This window comes from Streptomyces sp. NPDC002156, assembly GCF_053593675.1.
Genome location: NZ_JBSFDA010000092.1, coordinates 1 through 22182, shown reverse-complemented (window position 1 = coordinate 22182; position 22182 = coordinate 1). Strand labels below are relative to the sequence as shown.

The 22182-nt window shown below is 69.3% G+C and carries 20 protein-coding genes; 9 read left to right on the top strand and 11 right to left on the bottom strand.

All coding sequences use genetic code 11. The annotated features are described in order from the left end of the window. Nucleotides 1-50: 50 nt before the first annotated feature. The gene (locus ACWCRB_RS30835) at nucleotides 51-977 is read left to right on the top strand and encodes a hypothetical protein (RefSeq protein WP_450999165.1); all 927 of its coding nucleotides are present in this window, start codon (nucleotides 51-53) and stop codon (nucleotides 975-977) included. 124 nt (nucleotides 978-1101) lie between these two features. Beyond that, the gene (locus ACWCRB_RS30830) at nucleotides 1102-2175 is read left to right on the top strand and encodes a hypothetical protein (RefSeq protein WP_450999164.1); all 1074 of its coding nucleotides are present in this window, start codon (nucleotides 1102-1104) and stop codon (nucleotides 2173-2175) included. An 84-nt stretch (nucleotides 2176-2259) separates the two neighbouring features. Here the strand turns inward: ACWCRB_RS30830 and ACWCRB_RS30825 are convergent, their stop codons facing one another. From ACWCRB_RS30825 to ACWCRB_RS30805, 5 genes are all read right to left on the bottom strand, one after another. Then, entirely contained in the window at nucleotides 2260-2808 is a 549-nt protein-coding gene (locus tag ACWCRB_RS30825) for a hypothetical protein (RefSeq protein WP_450999163.1), read from the bottom strand. A 111-nt stretch (nucleotides 2809-2919) separates the two neighbouring features. Beyond that, a complete protein-coding gene (locus tag ACWCRB_RS30820) occupies nucleotides 2920-4083 on the bottom strand; it encodes an LLM class flavin-dependent oxidoreductase (RefSeq protein ID WP_450999162.1) in 1164 nt (387 codons plus the stop codon). A 121-nt stretch (nucleotides 4084-4204) separates the two neighbouring features. Then, entirely contained in the window at nucleotides 4205-5362 is a 1158-nt protein-coding gene (locus ACWCRB_RS30815; RefSeq protein ID WP_450999161.1) for a serine hydrolase domain-containing protein, read from the bottom strand. Nucleotides 5363-5483: 121 nt separating this feature from the next. Then, nucleotides 5484-6647, bottom strand: a complete 1164-nt coding sequence (locus ACWCRB_RS30810; RefSeq protein ID WP_450999160.1) for a serine hydrolase domain-containing protein — start codon at nucleotides 6645-6647, stop codon at nucleotides 5484-5486. 95 nt (nucleotides 6648-6742) lie between these two features. Next, entirely contained in the window at nucleotides 6743-7168 is a 426-nt protein-coding gene (locus ACWCRB_RS30805) for an ATP-binding protein (protein WP_450999159.1), read from the bottom strand. 201 nt (nucleotides 7169-7369) lie between these two features. On the opposite strand from ACWCRB_RS30805, the gene ACWCRB_RS30800 reads away from it, so the two are divergent. Genes ACWCRB_RS30800 through ACWCRB_RS30785 form a run of 4 tightly spaced genes read left to right on the top strand, consistent with a single transcriptional unit; the run spans nucleotide 7370 to nucleotide 9221 of the window. Further along, nucleotides 7370-8251 (top strand): helix-turn-helix domain-containing protein, encoded by an 882-nt coding sequence (locus ACWCRB_RS30800; RefSeq protein WP_450999158.1) that lies wholly within the window; start codon nucleotides 7370-7372, stop codon nucleotides 8249-8251. A 5-nt stretch (nucleotides 8252-8256) separates the two neighbouring features. After that, the gene (locus ACWCRB_RS30795) at nucleotides 8257-8478 is read left to right on the top strand and encodes a DUF397 domain-containing protein (RefSeq protein ID WP_450999157.1); all 222 of its coding nucleotides are present in this window, start codon (nucleotides 8257-8259) and stop codon (nucleotides 8476-8478) included. A gap of 3 nt (nucleotides 8479-8481) precedes the next feature. Next, nucleotides 8482-8691 (top strand): DUF397 domain-containing protein, encoded by a 210-nt coding sequence (locus tag ACWCRB_RS30790; RefSeq protein ID WP_450999156.1) that lies wholly within the window; start codon nucleotides 8482-8484, stop codon nucleotides 8689-8691. Nucleotides 8692-8693: 2 nt separating this feature from the next. After that, nucleotides 8694-9221, top strand: coding sequence for a DUF4279 domain-containing protein (locus ACWCRB_RS30785; RefSeq protein WP_450999155.1), 528 nt, complete (start codon nucleotides 8694-8696; stop codon nucleotides 9219-9221). Here the strand turns inward: ACWCRB_RS30785 and ACWCRB_RS30780 are convergent. Together ACWCRB_RS30780 and ACWCRB_RS30775 are read right to left on the bottom strand one after the other, a co-directional pair. Next, complete coding sequence (locus ACWCRB_RS30780) at nucleotides 9142-10914, bottom strand: TIGR03767 family metallophosphoesterase (RefSeq protein ID WP_450999154.1); 1773 nt, start codon at nucleotides 10912-10914, stop codon at nucleotides 9142-9144. The two genes, ACWCRB_RS30785 and ACWCRB_RS30780, sit on opposite strands and share 80 nt — an antisense overlap. Nucleotides 10915-11158: 244 nt before the next feature. Then, complete coding sequence (locus tag ACWCRB_RS30775) at nucleotides 11159-11617, bottom strand: NUDIX hydrolase (RefSeq protein WP_450999153.1); 459 nt, start codon at nucleotides 11615-11617, stop codon at nucleotides 11159-11161. A gap of 282 nt (nucleotides 11618-11899) precedes the next feature. On the opposite strand from ACWCRB_RS30775, the gene ACWCRB_RS30770 reads away from it, so the two are divergent. Continuing rightward, complete coding sequence (locus ACWCRB_RS30770) at nucleotides 11900-15199, top strand: S8 family serine peptidase (RefSeq protein ID WP_450999152.1); 3300 nt, start codon at nucleotides 11900-11902, stop codon at nucleotides 15197-15199. A 65-nt stretch (nucleotides 15200-15264) separates the two neighbouring features. Here ACWCRB_RS30770 and ACWCRB_RS30765 read toward each other — a convergent pair whose 3' ends face one another. The 4 genes from ACWCRB_RS30765 to ACWCRB_RS30750 form a co-directional block, all read right to left on the bottom strand. Then, nucleotides 15265-16068 carry a hypothetical protein gene (locus ACWCRB_RS30765; protein ID WP_450999151.1) on the bottom strand — a complete coding sequence of 268 codons (804 nt, stop codon included), beginning with the start codon at nucleotides 16066-16068 and terminating at the stop codon, nucleotides 15265-15267. Nucleotide 16069: 1 nt separating this feature from the next. Continuing rightward, complete coding sequence (locus ACWCRB_RS30760) at nucleotides 16070-16600, bottom strand: RNA polymerase sigma factor (protein ID WP_235479097.1); 531 nt, start codon at nucleotides 16598-16600, stop codon at nucleotides 16070-16072. 310 nt (nucleotides 16601-16910) lie between these two features. Further along, entirely contained in the window at nucleotides 16911-18242 is a 1332-nt protein-coding gene (locus ACWCRB_RS30755) for an FAD-dependent oxidoreductase (protein ID WP_450999150.1), read from the bottom strand. Nucleotides 18243-18303: 61 nt separating this feature from the next. Beyond that, nucleotides 18304-19920, bottom strand: coding sequence for an aldehyde dehydrogenase family protein (locus tag ACWCRB_RS30750; protein ID WP_450999149.1), 1617 nt, complete (start codon nucleotides 19918-19920; stop codon nucleotides 18304-18306). Nucleotides 19921-20050: 130 nt separating this feature from the next. Here ACWCRB_RS30750 and ACWCRB_RS30745 point away from each other — a divergent pair, with 130 nt between their 5' ends. Together ACWCRB_RS30745 and ACWCRB_RS30740 are read left to right on the top strand one after the other, a co-directional pair. Continuing rightward, nucleotides 20051-20752: a TetR family transcriptional regulator gene (locus ACWCRB_RS30745; RefSeq protein ID WP_450999148.1), complete on the top strand. Its 702-nt coding sequence runs from the start codon at nucleotides 20051-20053 to the stop codon at nucleotides 20750-20752. Nucleotides 20753-21068: 316 nt separating this feature from the next. Continuing rightward, nucleotides 21069-22088: an aspartate-semialdehyde dehydrogenase gene (locus ACWCRB_RS30740; RefSeq protein ID WP_450999147.1), complete on the top strand. Its 1020-nt coding sequence runs from the start codon at nucleotides 21069-21071 to the stop codon at nucleotides 22086-22088. Nucleotides 22089-22182: the final 94 nt, after the last annotated feature.

Here is a 22182-nt window from a genome sequence, read left to right as displayed (position 1 = left end):
GACGGTGATGTTGAGAAAGAAGTGAAGGTCCTGCAAGGGGGGAAGTCGAAGTGTTCGAGTCCGAAGTCGACGCGCGCGTGGACGAGTTGGTGCGCGGACTACGGCGTATCACGGGGGCACTGCTGGTGATGGCGTCCGCACATCCGGACGCGGCAAGGGCACGCGAACTCGCGGTGGCGGCAAATGTGTTGACCACGGAAGTGCTGCCACGGCTGGACGAGGAGGCCGGGAGCGCCGGGGACGCGGTGGCGGTGGCCGGGGAGGGCGCCTTACCGCCCTCCCCGGCCACCGCCGGGTCGACGGCGATCGGCACGCTCGTCGAGCGCTATCCACCGGACCACGCGCACCATCCTCCGGCCCAACCCGTCTTACTGGACCCGGAGTTGCCGTACGAGAAGTGGCGGCATTTACACCGGCTCACCTATCGGCGCCCGGCCGCCTTCGACTCCGCGCCCTACTGGAACGACCCAACTCCTCACCTCGGCAGACCCGTTCGCTGGGGAGTGGCGTCGAGCGCCACGGTCGTACGGCGGATGCGCCATCACTACGTGACCATGCGGGACCTCGACAGCCATGCGGGCCGGCTGGTGCAGCGGATGCTCCACGCCTCCCGGGCGATCCTCGAAACCCGCGCGGTACGGGGGGACTTGTTCGGCGGCGGACAGTTGCCCGACCGGCACGAACTGGAGCGGAAGCTGGAGCGGGCCCAGTGGAACGCCGCCGTACTGGCCGCCCGGCGCGGTGACACGGCGTTGCCCCAACTCGAGACGATCCTGCGGGACTTCGAGATCCTGGCCCGCGCCATTCTCGAACTCGACGATCTGTACCGCACCAGACCGGCGCACCCGACCGCCGAGGGCCGCCTCGCCGACGCCCTGCACGGCGCCGACGCCCTGATCCGCCACTGGCCACCTGGCATGGACCTCTCAGACCCGTCCGATCCCACCGTTACCGAACCCGGTCACTCGTCCCCGTAACCCCCGGATGGACCAGCGCCTTTCGGCACTCGAACGCTTGCACTTTAGGGCGAGCTTGTCCGGAATTGTCGACGGGCGTGTAACAGCGGTTAGGGGACGGATCGGACACGGGAAAGCCGGAGTCATGACCCACAACACCCCGCTCTCCCCGAGCCCCCGCCCCCTCCGCCACCTGTCACACGTACAACGCCGGGTACTGACCTCCGCCCAGCTGCGGGTGCACGGCGTCACGGCCGCCGAGGCGAACGAGCAGTGCCGGTCCGGCGGGCCCTGGCAGCAGCTCCTGCCGGGCGTGTTCCTGCTGCACCCGGCGCCGCCCACCAGCGAGGAGCGGCTGCACGCGGTACTGCTGTACGCGGCGAAGGAGCGGGCGGCGACGACGGGGATCCCGGCCCAGCCGGACTGCGAGGAGCCGTACCGGGAGCGCGGGCGTCCGGTCTACACCGAGGCCATGATCACCGGCCTGGCCGCACTCGCCCTGCACGGCTTCTCATCCGCGCCGCCACTCCTCTCCCTCGACGCCTTCGACGTCCTGGTCCCCCGGCTGCGCCGTCTCCGCTCGACGGGCTGCGTCCGCATCCTCCGCACCTCGGCCCTGCCGACGCCCGAGGTGATCGAGGGGCTCCCGGTCGCGCCGGTCGCACGCGCCCTCGCCGACGCTGTGGCCGGACTCACGGACGCGGGTGCCGTACGCCGGCTGCTGACCGACGCGGTGCGCGGCGGACACTGTGAACCGGCGTCGGTGGTACGGGAGTTGAACCAGGCCCGGCTGTTGAGCCGACCGCATGTCGTGGACGCCGTCGACTCCCTGCTCGCGGAGGGCCGGGCCATCGCGGAGGACCGCCTCTACCGGATGGTGCGCGAGCACGGCCTCCCGGACCCGGTCTGGAACGTCGATCTGCGCCTGCCCGGCGGCCCGTGCCTCGGTGGCCTCGACGCCTACTGGCCCGACCACGCGGTGGCGGTGGAGCTGGACACCCGTGCCCCGCGCCCGGGCCACCGCGAGGAGGACGACGCGCTGTGGTCGGAGTACGCCCGCAAGCGCGAGCACCTGGAGCGGCTGGGCATCACGGTCGTCCACATCACCCCGCGCAAGCTCCGCGAGGCGATCGAACAGCAGGCAACTGTCGTACGTACGGCTCTTATGGCGTCGGGGGACCGCGAGCCGGCGGCGTACGTCGTGGTACTGCCCAGGTAGTGACGGACCGGGCAGCACCAGGAGGGGAGAGGAGGGGTCTCCGGGTGACCGGGGGCCCCTCCTCGTGTTTGTACACAGGCGGCGTCAACCGGTGTAAGCCGAGGTCGCGCTGCCTAAGAGGACAAGCAGTGCGGCGACCGCCACCGCGCGTCCGCGTGCCTTCGCTACCCAACCGCGCCAGATCAATGTCGTGGTGAGGAATTGCAGGGCGGTGGCATAGATCAGGACGGCGAGTGCGATGGAGAAGGAGGCGGTCCACTCTCCGTTCACAGCGGAACCGACACCATGGCCGAGTACTGCGGCAAGGCCGCCGAACAGGGCCGCCCGCATACCTTCACCGGCCGCTTGACCGTCTCCCTGTCCGCCTTCCTGTCCGCGACGTCCTCGTGACGACTTCGACATCCGTTCCCGCGCGATGAAACCGAGCACGATGACGACTGTCGCCGCGAGGAGGCTTGCGACCGCCGTCGCCGAAGCCAACCCGTGGACGATGGATGCCGATTCCTTCATGGACATGTATGTGTGAGTTGCCGATGCGATGTCGGCCGCCGTCCTCTGCTCCGGCTCGGCCTGCTGCCGTGACTTACGTTGCGGGCGAAGCGTGCTGCTGCCGTGGATCGGCAGCGCGAGCAACGTAACAACCTTTATTTCTGCACGAGTTGGCCAAATAGGCACCTGGCTCGATCGAATGGGTCAGTGGCGGATTTGGGCGGTACCGCGGTACTCAGTACCGCCCAAATCCCATCAGCCCTGGTCGAGCTCCGGGATCAGTTCGCCGATCAGCTGGATGCTGCGGGTCACCGCGTCGGCGGGGAGCGCTCCCACCTGGTGGAAGCACATCAGGCGGTCGATGCCCAGGTCGGCGTAGGCGCGCAGCTTCTTGCGGCAGGTTTCGGGGCTGCCGACGATGAGGGAGTCCTGGGCGGCGAGGGCGTCGAACAGCTCGTCGTCGGGGACCTGTTCGCCCTGGAGGATGCGGCCGATGGCGACCAGGGCGGGGCTGGGCGCACCGGCGGCAGCGGTCTCGCGTCTGATGAACTCCCCGGCGAGTCCGCCCCCTGAAGGATCGGCGGCGATCCGCTGCTCGCGTTCCATGGTCTCCATGAAGGCACCGGCGGCCTCGAAGAAGGTGAGCGCGCGGGCGGTGTACCAGGCCGCGGCGGCAGCCGCACCGCTCTGCATGGCCTCCTCGTCGGTCTCGGCGCAGTGCACGAAGGTGAAGAAGGCGACCTGGTTGTTGACGAACGCGCCTACCGGGTCGGTGCAGTTGGCGGCTGCAGCCCGGTACAGGTCGACGAGGCGCGCGACCCGGTCGAGGGGCTCCCAGAGGGTCGTACCGAGGACTCCGACTCCGCGCCGTCCGGCCTCCTCGAAGGACACCGGGCTGGACGCGGCCTGCCAGAGCGGCGGATGGGGGCGCTGGTAGGGGGCGGGGAGCACGGGGACGCCGCCGCTGGCGCTGCGGTCGCCGGTCCACATGCGCGGGACGGTCTGGAAGGCGTCCTGTACGCGGTCCCTTACGGTCTCCGGGTCGGCGCCGAAGAGCCGCCACTCGGGCGGGGTGGAGCGGGTCAGCCCGATCTCGGCGCGTCCGCCGCTCAACTGGTCGAGCATGGCGGCGCGTTCGGCTATCCGGATGGGGTGGTTGATCTGGGGCGGGGCGAGTACGGCGGCGTGGCCCAGGCGGATGCGGCTGGTGCGCTGGGAGATCGCGGCGAGGAGGAGTTCGGGCGCGGAGGAGAGGCTGAACTCCTCCGCGCCGTGGTGCTCCACCTGCCACCAGCAGCCGTAGCCCAGCTCGTCGGCGAGGACGGCCTGTTCGAGGGTCTGGCTGATGCGCTGGTGTTCGTGATCGTCACCCTGCCAGGGGCGCGGGCCCTGGATCTCGCTGAAGATGTCGATTTTCATCGGCTTGGAGCGGCCTTTCCGTGGTGCGTGCGCCGGAGGGACTCGGTGCACTGGTGCTGGGGCCCTGCGCCGATCACGATACGAGCTATTGGGTTATTTCCTGCTTTACGACCCTCCGTCTCTACGGACCTCCACAGAACTCCGCTTCGATGATCTTCGTGCTGCCGACTCCCCAGTCGTCGTTGAAGTTGAGAGCGAGGGAGTGCTTGCCGTCGGCCGTGGTGACCGCCTCGGAGTTGGAGCCGTGGAGGCCGCCGCTGTGGCCCCAGACCTTGATTCCGCAGGTCAGTTCGCGCACGTAGATGCCGAGGCCGTAGTCGCCTTCGACCCGTGGGGCGGGGAACGTCACCTTCATCTCGGCGAGTTGGGCGGCCGGTAGGACCTGGCCGCGCAGCAGGGCCGAGTAGAAGCGGTTCAGGTCGCCGGTGGTGGAGATGATGTCGCCGGCCGCGTTGGCCCACGAGGGGTTCATCTCGGTGACGTCGTAGATCGTGCCGGACGGGTTCCCGGCGAGCTTCGAGTAGGCGCGGCTGCTGGGCTGCGGGAGGGTGGGGTCCGTACCCGGCATATACGTGCCGTGCAGGCCGAGCGGCTCGATGACGCGCCGGCGGACCTCCTCGCCGTACGAGTTGCCGGTCAGCCTCTTGATGATCAGGCCGATGAGCAGGTAGTTGGTGTTGGAGTAGGCCCAGGAGGTGCCCGGGGTGAAGTAGGGCTTGTGGCTCATGGCGATCGTCATGAGTTCGGCGGGTGTCCAGGTGCGGTACCGGTTCCTGGCGAAGGTCTCCGGCAGGAAGATCGCGAGCTGGAAGGCGTCGTCCTCCGTGTAGTCGTAGATGCCGCTGGTCTGGTTGAGGAGCTGGCGGACGGTGATCTTCCGTCCGTCGTGGCCGTTGCCTCGGACGGCTCCGGGGAGCCACTTGTCGACGGTGTCGTCGAGCGACAGCCGTCCCTCTGCGGCAAGTTGGAGCAGGACGGTCGCGATGAAGGTCTTCGTGATGCTGCCGGCGCGGTACCGGTCGTCGGCGTTGCGTGGCTGCTTGGTCTTGAGGTTGCCGACCCCGGCGGTCGCCTTCCAGACGCCCCACTCGTCCGCGACCTCGACGACGACACCCGTGACGCCGGACTTGACCACCTCGTCGATGGCCTTGCGGGTGGCGTCATGGGTGCCGGCCTGTCGTTCGGTGGGCGCCGCCACGGCGGTGGTGGGCGCGGTGAGCACCCCCGCCGCGACGGCGACCGCTACGGCGATTCCGACCAGCTCCTTGCGTGTTGACATGTCGTACTCCCTTGCCGTTCTTGCTGCTCAGGAGGTGTGACGGGGTGAGCGATCGGAAGGTTGCGAGGATTGTGCGGGTTAGGAGTTATTCGGCCTTTGTGTGATTAATGCCGTGCCGACGCTACTTCTTGCCGCAGTACTCCGCCTCGACGACCTTCACCGGGTCGCCGCTCCAGTCGCCGTTGAAGTTGAAGGCGAGGGAGTGCTTGCCGTCGGCCGTGGTGCCCGCGAAGGAGCTGGAGCCGTGGATGCCGCCGCTGTGGCCCCAGATCGTGACCCCGCAGCTCAGCTCGTTCTCGATAAGCCCGAGGCCGTAGCGTCCGTCGACCACCTCGGCGTTGACGGTCGTCTTCATCTCGGCGAGTTGCTTCGCGGGCAGGACCTTGCCGCGCAGGAGCGCCGAGTAGAAGCGGTTCAGGTCACCGGAGTTGGAGATGATCTCGCCCGCGGAGTTGGCGGCGGAGGGGTTGAACTCCGTGACGTCGTAGATCTTGCCGGTGGTGTTCTCGGCGAGCTGCGAGTAGGCGCGGCTGCTGGGCTGGGGGACCCTGTGGTCCGTACCCGGCATGTAGGTGCCGTGGAGTCCGAGCGGCTCGATGACGCGTGCGCGGACCTCGTCGCCGTACGAGTTGCCGGTGATCTTCTTGATGACCATGCCGGCGAGGGTGTAGTTGGTGTTGGAGTATCCCCAGCTGGTGCCCGGGGCGAACTCGGGCTGGTGCCCCATGGCGATGGTGACGATCTCGTTCGGGGTCCAGGTGCGGTACTTGTTCTTGAAGAAGTTCTCCGGGAGGAAGATCTCGCTCTGGAGATCCTCGTCGTCGGTGTAGTTGAAGATGCCGCTGGTGTGGTTGAGGAGCTGGCGGAGGGTGATGTTTCGTCCGTCGTGTCCGTTGCCGCGGACGACTCCGGGCAGCCACTTGTCGACGGTGTCGTCGAGCGAGACCCGCCCCTCGGCCTCCAGTTGGAGGAGGACGGTCGCGATGAAGGTCTTCGTGATGCTGCCGGCGCGGAAGTTGTCGTGGGCGCTGCGCGGCTGCTTCGTCTTGAGGTTGCCCACCCCCGCGGTCGCCTTCCAGACCCCGTGCCGGTCCTTGGCCTGAAGGGCCACGCCGGGTACGCCGTCCTTGACGGTGGCGTTCATGGCCTTGCGGGTGGCTTCGTGGCCCCCACCCCGTTCCGCCGGTGCGGCCACTGCGGGTGCCGCGAACGCGCCTGCCGCGACGGCGATCGCCGCGGCCATTCCGACCAGCCTCTTGTTGACCGGCCTCTTGTTGGCTGACATGCCGTTCCCCCTTGTTCCGGTTGCTCCTGACAGTCGGAGGGAGGGACACGGCGACTTGACCGAAGGTTGACAAGGTCTTGACGGTTGAGCGTTTTTCAGCCGTTGGGCGAGTTGAGGCGGGCGCGGACGGTTTTGCCTACGCCGGCGCGCATGAACCAGTCGAGAGAGTCGGTGAGTTGCTGTACGACGGTCAGTCCACGTCCTCGTTCACTGAGCGTGCGGGGCCTGACCTCTGGGAACGCGAGGACGGGGTCGGAGACCTCGATGCAGAGCGCCTTGTCGTCCAACTCCGCGATGCGCAAGCGCAGTTCGTGGCCGGGGATTCTGCCGTGCACGACGGCGTTGGCGACGAGTTCCGAGGTGACCAGAACGGCGTCTTCGATGTCGCCGGGCCAGTTCCACATGGTGAGGCGGCGGCGGACGTGTAGGCGGGCGAGTTGGACGCTTCGCGGGGTCATGGGGTAGCCCAAGGTCCAGTTGTGAGTGAGGACGGCAGGGAAGGGTTGGGGGAGGTCAGGCATGGGGGCACCTTTCGGCTCGGGATGCCCCACCAAGGTGGCCCGACTTCCGAGCCACCTGCAATCGAAACCCACTCGAATATTCAGCGTGGATGAAATTGGACTATGCGGAGTTCTGCGCAATCGCCTGCGCGGTGCGCACACAGCGTGTCAGACTCGCTGCACAACGTTAGCAACACGCACAGGGACACTAGGACGGTGCACATGGCAGCCAAGCGCGGGCGGACGGGGCAGCGACTCGAACTTGGGCTTCAGCTACGCCAGTTGCGCGAGAACTGCGGCCTCGGGGACCGGGGGGCCGGTTTCACGCGCAAGCAGGCGATCCAGGGCACACGCATCTCCGAGGCCGCGTTGCAGAGGATCGAGACCGGCTCCCTCAACTTCCGCAACGTGGGCGACCTTCGGAAGCTGCTGGACAGGTACGGCGTCACCGACGACGATGTCGTCGAGTCGTTGATCAACCTCAACAAGGAGTCCGCCAACCGTGACTGGATCACGCAGTATCGAGGCGTAATGCCAGCGGGGATGCCCGGCTTCGTCGGGCTCGAACCCGAGGCCCGCAGCATGAGGGCGTACCACCCGACACTGGTCTACGGACTGCTCCAGACGGCGGGGTACGCACAAGCGGTGCTCGAACTGCACAAGCCCGTTGAGGAGACCACCTCGGAGTTCATCCGCAGCAGCGTGGAGGTTCGGATGAAGCGCCAGGAAGTACTCACCCGCGAGGACCCCGTGAGGCTCCGCGTCATCCTTGGAGAGGCTGCTCTGCGCTACCCGGTTGGAGGTGTCGATGTGATGCGCGAGCAGTACGCGCGGATCGAGAAATTGTCCGCCTGGGACCACATCTCCATTCAGGTGTTGCCGTTCCGATCGAGCTATCGCGCCGCGCACGACTTCGCGATTCTCGACTTCGGCGATCAACTGCCTCCGCGAGTCCAGGCCGACAACGCCTGGGGGGCCATGTCCACGTCGGACAAGCCTCGCGAAGTCGACCGCTTCACCCGCCGCTTCGACTCGATGGTGGCCTCGGCACTGCCTCCCGAGGACACCTCCGCCTTCCTCCACCGACTAGAACGAGAGTTGTAGATTCCATGCCCACTCACCCGACCGCCTCCGACCTCGCGCCCCAGGAAGCCTGGCGCAAGTCGTCCTACAGCGACGGAACCGGCAACAACTGCGTCGAGACAACCGCCCTCGCTCCGGCCGTCGACATATCCGTCCGCGACTCCAAGAACCCGGCGGGGCCTGCCCTCCTGCTCCCCGCCACGGCGTGGTCGGCTTTCGTCACCCACGTACGCGAGGGAGAGCTGTAAGCCATGCCGACTCGCCCCTCCGCCTACGCCTGGTTCAAGTCCTCGTACAGCGACCCCGGCCAGAACTGCCTCGAAGCCTCCCACCTCGTAGCCGCCCCCGGCATAGCCGTCCGAGACTCCAAGAACCCCACCGGCCCCGCCCTCCACCTCACCCCCACCACCTGGACCGTCTTCGTCGCGCACCTCCGTCCCCACGAGCCCTCCGGCCTCTGAGGATGGAGGACTCGTTGGCGATGCCGGACGGCAAGTGGTCCGCCGGGTCGTTGCGGATCGCGAGTCGGACGATGAGCGTGGGCAACATCTCCGAGATGTTGGGGATCGAGCCGGACCGCAGTTACGAGCGGGGCAGCCTGATCAGCCCGCGCGATCCGGACTCCCGCCGGTGGGATTCCACCGTGTGGATCCGCACCAGCGGCCTGGCCAACGACCGCTGGCTCGACGAGCACCTCGCGGTGCTGGTCAGGCTGCTGGACGGACGCCAAGAGGCGCTCGGCCGGCTCGCCGGCGACTGCGAGGTCGATCTGTTCCTCGGCTTCGGCAGCGAGAGCCAGGGCGGATGTGTCCTGCCTGCCGCCCTGTTGAAGGAGATCGGCCTGCTGGGGATCGATGTGGTGCTGGACCTGTATCCGCCGTCGCCCGACGACGCCGAGGAGGACTACCTCTTCAGCCCTTCCTCAGCACCAGCTCCACATTCCGATCCCCCGCACCCCCCGACAGATCCATCCGCGCCCCCGGCGCATTGAACGACAGCTCCCGGTACAGCGCCGCCAGCCCCGTCTGGGACAGGTCCGCGTAGTTCGTCGCGTGCGGCGCCGCCGATTCCACCAGCGTCGTGAACAGCGAGATCGTGCCGTCCTTGTTGTCCGTCAGCTCGATCACGCGGGCCAGTTGGGGGAAGTCGATGTGCGAGGCCGTCGAGATCTCCCAGAACGAGCGGCCGTCGGGGGCCGAGTGCGGGGTGATCACGTTGCGGTGGATGTGGCCGTTCACCCAGGCCAGGACGTTGCTGTGGCTGCCCAACAGGGCCACTACGTCCGCTCCGTCGTGGCGGCGTTCGTTCGGGTGGGCCGGGTCGCGGTGGGTGTTGGTCATCGACTCGCTGGTGTGGTGGCTGAAGACGATCGCGTACGAGCCGTCTTTCGCGTTTTCGCGCAACGTGCGGTCCAGCCAGCGCAGTTGGGCCGAGCCTATCGAGCCCTGGTAGTGGCCGCCCGGGTCCGTCGTGTCGATGCTGATGCCGATCACGTCGTCCGAGATGCGGAAGGTGTAGTACTGGGTTTCGGAGTCCAGGTTCGCCGTTGAGTAGCCGTGGCCCACCGGGCCCACCCCCGCGTACGCCGGGTCCAGGTGTGCCTTCAGGTACTCCGTCCTTGTGAACGGGGCCCTGTTCTCGTCCGGAGTGACCGAGCGCAGGTCGCGTGTGTGGGCCTGGATCAGTTCCCGGAAGTGGATGCCCTTCGGGTCGTCGGAGCTTCGGATCTCGGCCTGGAGGGCCTTGCTGCGGGCCGCCGACAGCTCCATCAGCTTCTTGCCGCCGACCGCGTAGTCGGTCAGGAACGGGTCGCTGTGGGAGGCGTAGCAGCCCATGGGGAGGGAGTCGTGGTTGCCGACCGTCGAGTACCAGGGCAGGTTCAGGCCGGGGCTGCGGACCTCGCGGATCGCCGCTTCCAGGAAGCCCTCGATGTGCGGGAAGCCGTGGCGCTTGTCGGTGTCGCGGGTGGCCGTGTCGGGCTGCCAGTACAGCGGGAGGCCACTGTTCTGGACGCCCTCGTACTGGCGCGGGTCACCGGAGTTGGGCGTCATACGCCCGCCGCTCATCACCTTCATGAACCATTCCAGCTCGGACCGCGCGTTGTTGTCCGTGTTGTCGCCGGTGGTCATCACGAAGTGGAGCGGGGAGCCGGTCACTGGGGCTCCGCGCAACGCGTTGATTCGCTCCACGAGCGAGATCGCGCCCTGTACCGACAGTGCCTCGTGCGGGCGCCAGGCGTGGATGTCGGCCGAGCGCATGAACTCCTGGCGCAACGGGTGCTGTACGTCGGTCAGATGCAGGTCCGTGAACTGGACGAAGGCCGCCATCGTGGTCCGGCGGGCGGCCCGGGCCGCGTGCGCCGACGCCAGCTCCGTACGCACCACCCGCCCCCACGCCGGGCCGTCGCCGAGCCGGCGGTAGGCGCCCGAGCCGAGGGGCGCGGAGACGGTGTTGAGGGTGGTGCCCCGGGTGAACGGGGCGAGCGCGGCCGGTGCCGCCTGGCGGGACACGGCCACCGGACCCTCGACGGCCTCGGCCGCGGTGGCCGCCGTCGCGGCCTGGCTGTCACTGGGCCTCAGCGCGTAGCCGACGCCCGCCGAGACGGACACCGCCCCGGCCGCGGCGAGTACCGTACGTCGATGGACGCCCAGCGTGGAGCTGGCGACAGAGCGTGTGCGCGACATGGCGCGATCTCCCCGAGTGCGAACGCGTCGGAAGTGGTCACGGGCGATCGCAGTCGCGAACGTCCCGCTCACTCTGGATGCTTGGCACCGGGAATGACCTGCGCGTGAACTCGACAGCAACGCGCGACACCGATCACCGTACGTGGATCTTGGGCCCCCTCGCCCGTTCACGACCGCACGGCGAACGGCCCGGAGTCGGTCACTCCGTGTTCATCTGACGGGGTACTGAACCTGTTCCCGGAGGCTAGCCGCCGGCCTTCGCCGCCCGCCCCGTGACCGGCCGCTCCAGCCACAGTTCCAGCCCGATGTCCACCATCCGGACCTTCGTCAGCCCGTCCAACGCGTCCAGGTCGTGCCAGGCGGCCAGGTCGGTGGAGCCGTTCGTCTCCGGGCGCAGTTCGCCTCCGGTGACCAGGCCTTCGTAGACCAGGCGCAGTCCCTGGTGGTCCTCCGGGCGGCGCCAGCGGTGGGTGGAGGTGTGGCGGAAGGAGTCGATGCCCAGCAGGCCCGTCACGTCGATGCGGTAGCCCGTCTCCTCCATCAGCTCACGGCGGACCGTGTCGTACGGGTCTTCTCCGTGCTCCATGCCGCCGCCCGGCAGTACCCATTCGTGGCCGCCCCGGCCGTCGGGGCTGCGGGCGAGCAGGATCTGTCCGTCCCGGATGACGACGGCGTACGCGGCGACCCTCAACGTCTTGCGCATAGGGGGACGTTAGCGCGCAGGGCGGGAAGGTTCAGGTGGATTTTCCGACGTCGGGTACAAAGCACCGCGATTCTGACCGCATCCGGTCAAAGCGGATCGCGGGTTTTCCCCACTCGTTCATATAGTTTCGGTCAACCATCCCCAAACATCCGTCCCTTACGTAAAGCTATGTGATCGTCCGGCCTCTCAATTCCGGACCCTCTTGGCCAAGGTCGATCAACTCGGCCGCCCAACGCACGCCCCCCATACCTACGCACGCTCCTTTACCTACAAGGGATGCCGATGACCCTCACCCCTCAGCGCGAACCGATCTCGGGCGCGAGACGAGTGGCGCGCATAGCCGTGGCCGCCGGACTGGTGGCCGCACTCTCCGCGGCCGGGCCCATACCCATGGCCTTCTCCGCGACCGATGCCCTTCCGGCCGACGGTTCCGTCAAGTCGGCGCACGACAAGCTCGGTTCCTCCGACGCCGACCTGCTCGCCGAGGCCAAGGCCGACGGCGCCAAGAGCGTCACGATGATGATCGCCACCGCCCCGGGCCAGACCGAGCAGGTCGCCGAGCAGCTGGACGCGGTCAAGGGCGGCTCCGTCGGCCGTACCTACGACAAGCTCGGGTACGTCCGCGCCACCGTCCCCACGGGGAAGGCCTCCTCGGCCATCTCCGCCGCCGCGAAGCTGTCCTCCGTGCACGGCATCGACCTGCGGCAGGACATCCCGCTGGACGACCCGTCGCCGAGTGCCGACACCGCCTCCGCCCCCCAGGCGAGTGCCACCACCACTTACGCGGCGCCCGACAAGAACACCCCCGCGGTGAACCCGTACAACCCGTCCTTCGAGACGGGCGCCGTCGACTTCGTGAAGAAGAACCCGAAGGCGGACGGCCGCGGTATCACCATCGGCATCCTCGACTCGGGTATCGACCTGGCGCACCCCGCGCTGCAGAAGACCACCACCGGCGAGCGCAAGATCGTCGACTGGGTCACCTCCACCGACCCGCTGCTCGACGGCGACGCCAGCTGGCGCGCCATGATCACCCCGGTGGCCGGTCCCACCTTCACCTTCGGCGGGAAGACCTGGACCGCGCCCGCGGGCAACTACCAGGTGAACCTGTTCCGCGAGTCCGCGACCGCGGGCGGCGACGCCGCCGGTGACGTGAACCGCGACGGCGACACCACCGACACCTGGGGCGTCCTGTACGACGCGGCGGCCGGCACGGTCACCGTCGACGTCAACGGCAACAACGACTTCACCGACGACACGCCGATGAAGCCGTACAAGGACGGCTACCAGATCGGCTACTTCGGTACCGACAACCCGGCCACCGATGTCGCCGAGCGCCAGCCCTTCGTCGTGGAGATCCGCAAGGACGTCCCGATGGACCCGTTGGGCGGCACCTGGGTCGGCCAGAAGGCCGACTTCGCCAACATCGGCCTCATCAGCAGCGAGCACGGCACCCACGTCGCCGGCATCACCGCCGCGAACAGCCTGTTCGGCGGCAAGATGAACGGCGCCGCCCCCGGCGCGAAGCTCGTCTCGTCGCGCGCCTGCGTCTTCGGCCCGAGCTGCACCAACGTGGCGCTCACCGAGGGCATGATCGACCTCGTCGTCAACCGTGGCGTCGACATCGTCAACATGTCGATCGGTGGCCTCCCGGCGCTGAACGACGGCAACAATGCGCGCGCCGAGCTGTACACGCGGCTCATCGACACGTACGGCGTGCAGCTCGTGATCTCGGCCGGCAACTCCGGTCCGGGCGCCAACACCATCGGCGACCCCGGTCTGGCCGACAAGGTCATCTCGGTCGGCGCGGCCATCTCCAAGGAGACCTGGGCGGCCAACTACGGCTCGGGCGTCACGAAGAAGTACGCCATGATGCCGTTCTCCTCGCGCGGCCCGCGTGAGGACGGCGGCTTCACGCCGACGATCACCGCGCCCGGCGCCGCGATCAACACCACGCAGACCTGGCTGCCGGGCGCCCCGGTCGCCCAGGCCGGCTACACCCTCCCGGCCGGCTACTCGATGCTCCAGGGCACCTCGATGTCGTCGCCGCAGGCCGCCGGTGCCTCCGCGCTGCTGCTGTCGGCCGCCAAGGAGAAGGGCATCGCCCTGACCCCGGCCAACCTCCGCACGGCCCTGACCTCGACCGCCGACCACATCAGTGGTGTGCAGGCGTACGAGGAGGGCGCGGGCCGCATCAACATCGTGGACGCGTGGAAGGCCATCAAGTCCGGCGCCACCGCCGCCGACTACACCGTCAAGGCCCCGGTCGACACCGCGATCGACTTCGCGCTGAAGACCCCGGGCTTCGGCACCGGCCTCTACGACCGCGAGGGCGGCCTCAAGGCCGGCGTCAAGAAGTCGTACGAGATCACCGTGACGCGTACGTCCGGTCCCGCCAAGGCGGTCCGGCACGAGCTGAGCTTCGCGAACAACGCCGGTGACACCTTCAAGATCGTCGGCAAGCCCGAGGTCAAGCTGGAGCTGAACAAGCCGGTCACCGTCAAGGTCGCCGCGAAGTCGGCCACGGCCGGCATCAAGAGCGCGATCCTCGAGGTCGACGACCCGACGACCGTGGGCGTCGACAAGCAGATCATGACCACGGTCGTGGTCTCGAAGCCGCTCAAGTACACGTTCTCCGCGTCGGGTTCGGTGCAGCGCAACAGCACCCAGTCCTACTTCGTGACCGTGCCCGAGGGCGCCAAGACCCTCGAGGTCGCGATCAGCGGCCTGGCCGCCACCAGCCAGACCCGCTTCATCTCGATCCACCCGTACGGTGTCGCGGTCGAGGACACGGGCACGCCGTACTGCTACAGCAACTACCCGAACACCAACGGCTGCGCGCCCGACGTACGTTCGTACCCGGACCCGCAGCCCGGTGTCTGGGAGATCGAGGTCGAGTCGCGCCGTACGTCGCCGCTGCTCGACAACCCGTACAAGCTGGACGCCACCGTCCTGGGCGCCACCTTCGACCCGGACGTCGTGACCGTCCCCGAGGCCAAGGTCGGTACGCCGATCGCCGCCTCCTGGAAGGTGACGAACGACCTCGCCGCGGTCGACGGCAAGCTGGCCGGCGGTCCGCTCGGCTCGGCTCTGAACGCCCGTCCGAGCATCGAGGACCAGGCTGTCCAGACCACCACGGTCGAGGTGCCCGAGGGCGCCGCCTCCCTGGACGTCTCCATCGGCAACGTCTCGGACACGGCCGCCGACCTCGACCTGTACGTGTACGACGCGGACGGCAACGAGGTCGCCCTCTCCGCCGACGGCGACTCGGAGGAGGCGGTCTCCATCGCCTCGCCCGCCGCCGGTACGTACACCGTCCAGGTCGTGGGCTACGCGATCCCGGCCGGCACGACCGCGTACGACTACCAGGACGTCTTCTACTCGTCCGCCCTGGGCTCCATCCAGGTCGCCGACACCCCGGTGAAGCTCGCGACGGGCGCCTCGACGACCGTCTCCGGCAACATCGTCGCCTCGGCGGTCGCCCCGGAGGGCCGTGAGTTCTTCGGCCAGGTGTCCCTGGTGAACGCGCACGGCACGGTCGCCGGCATCGGCAACGTGAAGATCGAGAAGGTCACGCCGTAGTTCCTGCGGTGAGGTGATGGGGGGCGGGCGCCGGTACCTGGTACCGGGCGCCCGCCTCTTTCTGTTCAGTCGCACGTGAGGGTGCGCGAGGCCGGCAACGCGGCCGTGATCGAGGCCCGTTCGGCGGCGATCTGCTTCGCCTCGGTGATCCAGAGGGCGGGGGCCTCGCTGCCCTTCCTGATGGCGATCAGCATGGGGCCGCCCACGACCGGCCGGGGGCGTGCGTCCCGGTCCATCACGTACGTCACCTCGGCCGGGCCCTTGTCCGGCTTGTAGTAGCGGGTCACGCGCAGGGTGATCCGGTCCAGGCCGGTGCCGGCCTCGGGGGTCACGGCGGTGACCGTGCCCTCGACGACCAGGCGGGCGCAGGCCAGGTATCCCGCGTGGCTCAGCGCACCCGAGTCGACCCCCATCCCGTCCTTGGCGCCCTCGTCGCCGTCGCCCTGCGGGTCGAGCGAGTAGGACGGCGCGGAGTCGCCCGACGCGGACGTCGCCGAGTCCGCGGCCCCGTTCCCGGCCTGCGAGAAGAGCCACACCGCCCCCGTGAACAGGGTTCCCATGACGGTCACGGCGGCGACGCCGAGGGCGAGGGTGCGCAGCGGACGCCAGTACGGCCACTGCCGTACGAGAACCCGGGCGGGGACCGGCTTCCGCACAGCCTTCGATTCCGCCTCCGCCTCCGTCTCCGTGCGCTCCTGCGTCGCCAGCGCGCCCCCGATGAGCCCCAACTGCTCGCGCAGCAGCGCCACATCGGCCGCCGCCGACCAGTGCTCGGCCATGAAGTCGGCGTCCGTGAGGGCCTCTTCGGGCAGCGGATCGTCGGTCAGCGCGGCCATCAGGGCGTCCACGCCGTCGTATTCGGCGGCCACGTCACACCACCTCGTCCTCGTGCAGGCGGGTGCGCAATGCCCGTACCGCCGCGTGCAGCCTGCTCTTGACCGTGCCCTCCGGGATGCCCAGCTCCTCGGCGATCCCGCGCACCGGCAGATCGGCGTAGAAGCGCAGCACCAGTACCTGGCGCTGGGGGTCGGGCAGTTCGTCAAGGCCCCGGGCGACGGCGAGGGAGAGCAGGCTCGTCTCCTCGCCGGAGGGGTGGGCCACCGGCTGGCGCAGCGACGCGAGCCGCTCCCCCAGCCGTTCCTGGCGGCGCTTGGCCCGATGCCAGTCCATGGCGAGGTTGGAGGCCACGACCGCCACCCACGCCGAGACGTCACGCGGCGCCTCACGCCCGCTCGCGGTCCGCTCCAACAGCCGCAGCCGTACCTGCTGTACCCCGTCCAGCAGGTCCGCCTGCGGTACACCGCCGAGCGCGAGCACCGCACGGACGCGGCGCTCCTGCACCGGATCCAGCGGGTCGCCGTGTTCGTCCTCCTGGACGCGCCGGGCCTTTCTGCGCAGCACAGCACCCTCCCCCTCGCCGCGTTTCTCCTACGACGCCGAGGGCGCCGGAAACGTTCGGTGCGGCGCGGAGAAATTTTTCAGAGGGCGGTACGAGGGACCTCCAAGCGCGGCCACTGCCGCACGGGACGGGGGACCCCGAAGCGCGGTCACGGCCGCAAGTTCGCGCCGACGGCGGGGTCGAGCGCCTCGATCGCGGACCAACTCGGCCCGGTCGAGTCGGCCCGGTCCGCGACGGACCGGCCCCGGGCCGCTCCGCCCGGGCTCACATGAGCCGGAGAGCTCCAGCCTCCCAAGTTCTCCGGTCGGCCACTCACGAGTCGCTCCTCGGATCTCCGGCCGGGACGCGGGCGGCGATGTCGGGCTCGAAGAGGGCCGCCGGTGTGTCCATCAGCTGGACGACCCGGAGAAACGCGCCGGCCAGCACCGGATCCGCGACCGCGGCGGTGCGCAGGCGGTCCAGGTAGGCGCCCGGTCCCGGGTCGAGTGCGGATCGGTCGCCGACCGTGTCCGGGAAGCGCAGGTCATTGGCCGCGACCGTGGTCCACGGTACGTCGATGACAGCCGCCGACTCGGTGAAGAACTGGGCGGCCATGTCCCCGGAGCCGTCCTTCAGCAGGCGGCCGAGGATGGTCGCCTCCAGCGCGGCCACGGTCATGCCCTGCCCGTAGACCGGGTTGAACGAGCACATCGCGTCGCCGGTGACCAGGAAGCCGGCCGGGAAGCGGCTCATCCGGTCGTAGCGCCACCGGGTGCTCGCCGGGTAACGCATCTTCACCGGGTCGCCGAGCGGGGCGGAGGTGCGCAGGAGCGTGGCGACGTCCTGGCAGTCCAGTTCCGCCGCCCACGCGACCATGCCGTCGTGGTCCATCGGCGGGACCTCACCGAACAGGCCACTGATGTTGAGGGCCCAGGCGTCGTCCTCCTGCGCGAGGGCGAAACCACCACGCGTACGTCCGGGGTAGGCGGCGACGGCGGTGCCGTACCGGCCGTCGAGCTGGTCCGGCGTACGTCGGTAACGGCGCGTCACATAGGTCACCTGGGTCTCGATCCGCTGCTCCTCGACCTCGGGGTAACCGAGCCGGCCGAGCCAGTGGCGGGTGCGCGAGCCGCGCCCGGAAGCGTCCACCACCACATCCGCGTCGTCGATGGTGATCTCCTCACCGGCGGCGACCGCCCGCACGCCGACGACCCTTCCGCCGTCCGGCGTCGTCACCAGTTCGGTGACGGCGGTCTCCGGACGTATCTCCACGTTCGGCAGCGCGGCGACCCGGCGCCGGATCGCCAGTTCGAGTAACGGTCGTCCGGCTCCCAGCCCGATCAGGCCGGAGGGCCCGGTGGCCAGTGGCCGCCCGTCCACCCACCAGTGCATCTCGTCCTGCACGTCGAAGGCCGGCGCACCGAGGCCGATCAGCTCGGCCGACAGCCCCTCGAACATCTCGTCCATCTCCCGCATACCGCGCGTCAGCAGCCCGTGCACGTGGCCGCCCTGCGGCACCCCGCGGCGCGGCTCCGGTCGATTCGGCAAGGTGTCGCGATCGAGGAGGACGACCTCTTCGAAGGTCTCGTGCAGGGCCCGCGCGGTGAGAAGTCCCGCGAGCGAGGCCCCGATCACGACGGCGCGCCCATGAACCGATGTCCCCATGTGAATTGCCCTTCTTTCTGTTTTCTCGTTTTCTGCGTGGAAGCGGCCGACGGCGGGGGCGTCAGGAACCGGCCCGGCGGAAACCCGCGCGCGTCGCGGTGAAGGCGAGGGCGAACAGCCGTGGCCAGGTGGGGCGTACGGCGTACCGGGCGAAGCGTGTCGACAGGTCGAGCCAGCCCCGCTTGCTCGTCATGATCAGGTGGCCCGGCGAGGTGAAGCCGCTGACGACGATCGACTTCTCGGCGTTCTCGTATCCCAGGAGGTTGCCGAAGTTGCCGCGGCCGGAGACGAACTCGCGGCCCTCCTCGTTCCCGCCCCAGATGAGGTAGGGGTTCGTCCACACCACCGGCGGCATCGTGTTGACGCCGATGGCGCCGTAGCGGAGTTCCGTGACCGCGCGGTCGACGGTGGCCGCGTGGGCCTTCTTGGTGTCCTCGTCGATGAGGATCGTCGCGGCGAGGGTGCCGAGGAGTTTCTCGTTGGCGAACTCCACGGCGGCGGGCAGGAACGTCCCGGCGTCGGGCGCGACGTCGAGCGCGACCTCACTCATGACCTGGCAGAACGCCTCGTTCTCGAGGGCGAATCCCTCGGTGCCGACGTCCTCGATCACCATGACGCGGGAAGCGGGGCGGCCGTCCGTGGGCTGGACGATCCGCCCGCCCGGATAGGCGTCGCGGAAGGCCGCGAAGGTCTCCTCGACCCCGGGGTAGCTGGTGCTGGAGCCGGGCGTGAGGTCCCGCAGGGCGACGGTGATCGCGTCCAGGAGCTGCCGCCGCTGCGGCCAGTGCCGGCTCGTCACCAGGGTCTGCGTACGGCCACAGATCGAACCGCCGCTGATCGTGACGATGGTGGCGATCTGGAGCGCCTGGTGGCGGATCTCCCGCTCGGTCCACGGACGGTCGCCGGGAACGACGACGCAGGGGTTGTTGCCGCCGCACTCGGAGACCAGCTCGGTGCCGGTGGCCTCCGTCTCGACGGCCTGCATGATCGCCTTGGCGGAGGCGGTCCCACCGGTGAAGTAGATCTTCGAGAGGCGGGGGTCGCGGGTCAGGGCGGGCCCTTCGTCGGCCGGGCAGAAGGAGGCCGCGTGGACGTCGACGAGCGGTTGCAGGACCTTCTCCCACACCCGGTCGGCGTCCTCGTTGAGGGGATGGGGCTTGTGAACGGCCACGTACCCGTCGACGAAGAGGGCCCGGATCATCTCGAACGACGACGCGACGTTCCCCGCCCCGAGCACGGCGACGATGCCGCCGGGCTTCGCGTAGGGGTCCACCCGGCGAGGCTCGCCGACGACGCGCAGTACGTCGGTCCGGTCGCCGCCCAGCAGGCGGTCCCTCCCCCGCGGGGAGACCCGGATGTCGAAGCGGCCGTCCCCGGCAGGGGTGACCGCGAGCGGCTGGAGCGGGCGGCCGCGGACCAGGCCCTCGTACAGGTCGATGGCGGCCGCGACGTTCGAGGGCAGCGGCACCAGGACGCGCTGCACGCTCGTGCCCACCTGGTGGGCGTCGGCCGGGTTCGCGGGGTCGATGTCCTTCGCACGGCAGTCCGCCGCCACCAGCTCGTCGAAGTGCCGGTCGATGTTCGCCTGGACCAGACGAAGCAGCCTCAACCGCTCCGCCGCCGGCGTGGCCCGCCAGCGGGCCGGGTCGACCCAGTCGACAGCCTCCGTGGCCTTCATGGCGTACCCCTTCTCTCGTTCGACGACGGCACGAGCCGCCCGCCGGGACAGATAGCGGACCGGCGGTACATTGAAATTAATGTACCGCCGGTCCACAGTCAATGGACCGGCGGTCGACTATCCTCGCGGGGTGGCTACCTTCCATCGCGCACGCAGCGAGGAGCAGCGCGCGGTACGGCGGCAGAGCATCCTGGACACCGCGGCCGGGATGCTGAACGAGATGCCGGTCGCGGCGGTGAGCCTCAATGAGCTCAGCCGCCGGGTCGGGCTGTCGAAGTCCGCCGTGACGCTCTACTTCGAGTCACGCGAGGCGGTGCTGCTCGACCTGCTCTCCGAGGCGGCGGCCCGCTACCGGGCCGAGACCGCCGGGACGTTCGCCGAGTGGACCGACCCGTCCGCACCGGCTCCGGTGAGAGTGCGCCAGGTCGCGGCACGGCTGGCCGCGACGTTCGCCGCCCACCCGATGCTGTGCGAGCTGCTGAGCGTGCAGCACGCGATCCTGGAGCACAACATCTCCGTCGAGGTCGCGACCAGGTACAAGAGGTCCTCGCGCGACGCCATCCGCTGGCTCGCCGAGCAGCTCCGCGACCTGCTCCCCGAACTCGACGACGAACGGGCGCTGCGCGCCGCGCACATGGTGATCATCCTCGTCGGCGCCCTGTGGACCCGCAGCCGTCCGGCCCCCTCGCTGCTCGCCGCCTTCCAGGCCGACGCGAGCCTGGCGTTCATGCACCCGGCCTTCCCCGAGGCTTTCGAGGCCGCGATCGCGACCTTCCTCCGGGGGCTCATCGCGGAGACCGCCGACGGGACCGACGGGGCCGACGCGCCCTGACGGGCATGCCGCTCCTGCTCTGCCGCACATGACCGGCCGGGGCACCGACCCTCAGAGGTGTACGTCACACCGCCGCGCCGGGCAGCACAGCTTGCGGTACGAGGCCCGCGCGGGGCGAATTTCTCCAGCTCAGCGGGGGTGTGCACCGCAGGTCCGCAACCAGTGATCCGGGACGCGCGTCCCACGCCTCGGGCATGACACGCAAAGAATTGGACAGGCTGGCCGGGGTCGGCCGCATGATGGAAAAAGCCGCACGCATGCAGGAACACGCATGCGGAACACGCAGGAACACGTAGATCGCGCAGAGGGAGTCGTCGTGAGGGTCGGAATCGTCGGAGCCACCGGTCAGGTCGGCACGGTCATGCGCAGGATCCTCGTCGAGCGGGAGTTCCCGGTCACCGAGCTGCGGCTGTTCGCCTCCGCCCGCTCGGCGGGCTCGGTCCTCGACGGTGTGACGGTGGAGGACGCGGCGACGGCCGACTACACCGGCCTCGACATCGTGCTGTTCTCGGCCGGCGGCGCGACCTCCAAGGCGCTGGCGGAGAAGGTCGCCGCGCAGGGTGCGGTCGTGATCGACAACTCGTCCGCCTGGCGCCGGGACCCTGACGTCCCCCTGGTCGTCTCCGAGGTGAACCCGCACGCGATCGCCGACCGCCCGAAGGGCATCATCGCCAACCCGAACTGCACGACGATGGCCGCGATGCCGGCCCTGCGTCCGCTGCACGCGGAGGCGGGGCTCGAAGCGCTGGTCGTCGCGACCTACCAGGCGGTGTCCGGGTCGGGGGTGGCCGGTGTGGCTGAGCTGCACGGGCAGGCGCAGAAGGTGGTCGCGGACGCGGACAAGCTGACGCACGACGGTTCGGCGGTCGACTTCCCCGAGCCGGGGGTGTACAAGCGCCCGATCGCGTTCAACGTCGTACCGCTGGCGGGCAGTGTGGTGGACGACGGTTCGTTCGAGACGGACGAGGAGCAGAAGCTCCGCAACGAGTCCCGGAAGATCCTGGAGATCCCGGAGCTGAAGGTGTCGGGCACGTGTGTCCGCGTCCCTGTCTTCTCGGGGCACTCCCTCCAGGTGAACGCGCGGTTCGCGCGTCCGCTGTCGGTGGAGCGGGCGACGGAGCTGCTGTCGGAGGCGCCGGGCGTAGTCCTCTCGGACATCCCGACCCCCCTCCAGGCGGCGGGCCAGGACCCGTCCTTCGTGGGCCGCATCCGCGTGGACGAGACGTCGGAGAACGGCCTGGCGTTCTTCGTCTCGAACGACAACCTGAGGAAGGGTGCCGCGCTGAACGCGGTACAGATCGCGGAGCTGGTGGCGGCGGAACTGGGCGGCAAGTAACCGCCCAGCGGTAGGAATGGCTGCACTACCGCAAGTGCGACCTTGCCGTACGGGCCCGGCCGGACGGGAGCGACCCGCCGGCAGCGGGCAGGCC

Excerpts from the sequence above, each read along its gene's own strand:
- ACWCRB_RS30830 (WP_450999164.1), top strand. The coding sequence starts at position 1,102 with ATGACCCACAACACCCCGCTCTCCCCGAGCCCCCGCCCCCTCCGCCAC.
- ACWCRB_RS30820 (WP_450999162.1), bottom strand. The coding sequence starts at position 4,083 with ATGAAAATCGACATCTTCAGCGAGATCCAGGGCCCGCGCCCCTGGCAG.
- ACWCRB_RS30815 (WP_450999161.1), bottom strand. The coding sequence starts at position 5,362 with ATGTCAACACGCAAGGAGCTGGTCGGAATCGCCGTAGCGGTCGCCGTC.
- ACWCRB_RS30810 (WP_450999160.1), bottom strand. The coding sequence starts at position 6,647 with ATGTCAGCCAACAAGAGGCCGGTCAACAAGAGGCTGGTCGGAATGGCC.
- ACWCRB_RS30805 (WP_450999159.1), bottom strand. The coding sequence starts at position 7,168 with ATGCCTGACCTCCCCCAACCCTTCCCTGCCGTCCTCACTCACAACTGG.
- ACWCRB_RS30800 (WP_450999158.1), top strand. The coding sequence starts at position 7,370 with ATGGCAGCCAAGCGCGGGCGGACGGGGCAGCGACTCGAACTTGGGCTT.
- ACWCRB_RS30795 (WP_450999157.1), top strand. The coding sequence starts at position 8,257 with ATGCCCACTCACCCGACCGCCTCCGACCTCGCGCCCCAGGAAGCCTGG.
- ACWCRB_RS30790 (WP_450999156.1), top strand. The coding sequence starts at position 8,482 with ATGCCGACTCGCCCCTCCGCCTACGCCTGGTTCAAGTCCTCGTACAGC.
- ACWCRB_RS30785 (WP_450999155.1), top strand. The coding sequence starts at position 8,694 with ATGGAGGACTCGTTGGCGATGCCGGACGGCAAGTGGTCCGCCGGGTCG.
- ACWCRB_RS30780 (WP_450999154.1), bottom strand. The coding sequence starts at position 10,914 with ATGTCGCGCACACGCTCTGTCGCCAGCTCCACGCTGGGCGTCCATCGA.
- ACWCRB_RS30775 (WP_450999153.1), bottom strand. The coding sequence starts at position 11,617 with ATGCGCAAGACGTTGAGGGTCGCCGCGTACGCCGTCGTCATCCGGGAC.
- ACWCRB_RS30770 (WP_450999152.1), top strand. The coding sequence starts at position 11,900 with ATGACCCTCACCCCTCAGCGCGAACCGATCTCGGGCGCGAGACGAGTG.
- ACWCRB_RS30755 (WP_450999150.1), bottom strand. The coding sequence starts at position 18,242 with ATGGGGACATCGGTTCATGGGCGCGCCGTCGTGATCGGGGCCTCGCTC.
- ACWCRB_RS30750 (WP_450999149.1), bottom strand. The coding sequence starts at position 19,920 with ATGAAGGCCACGGAGGCTGTCGACTGGGTCGACCCGGCCCGCTGGCGG.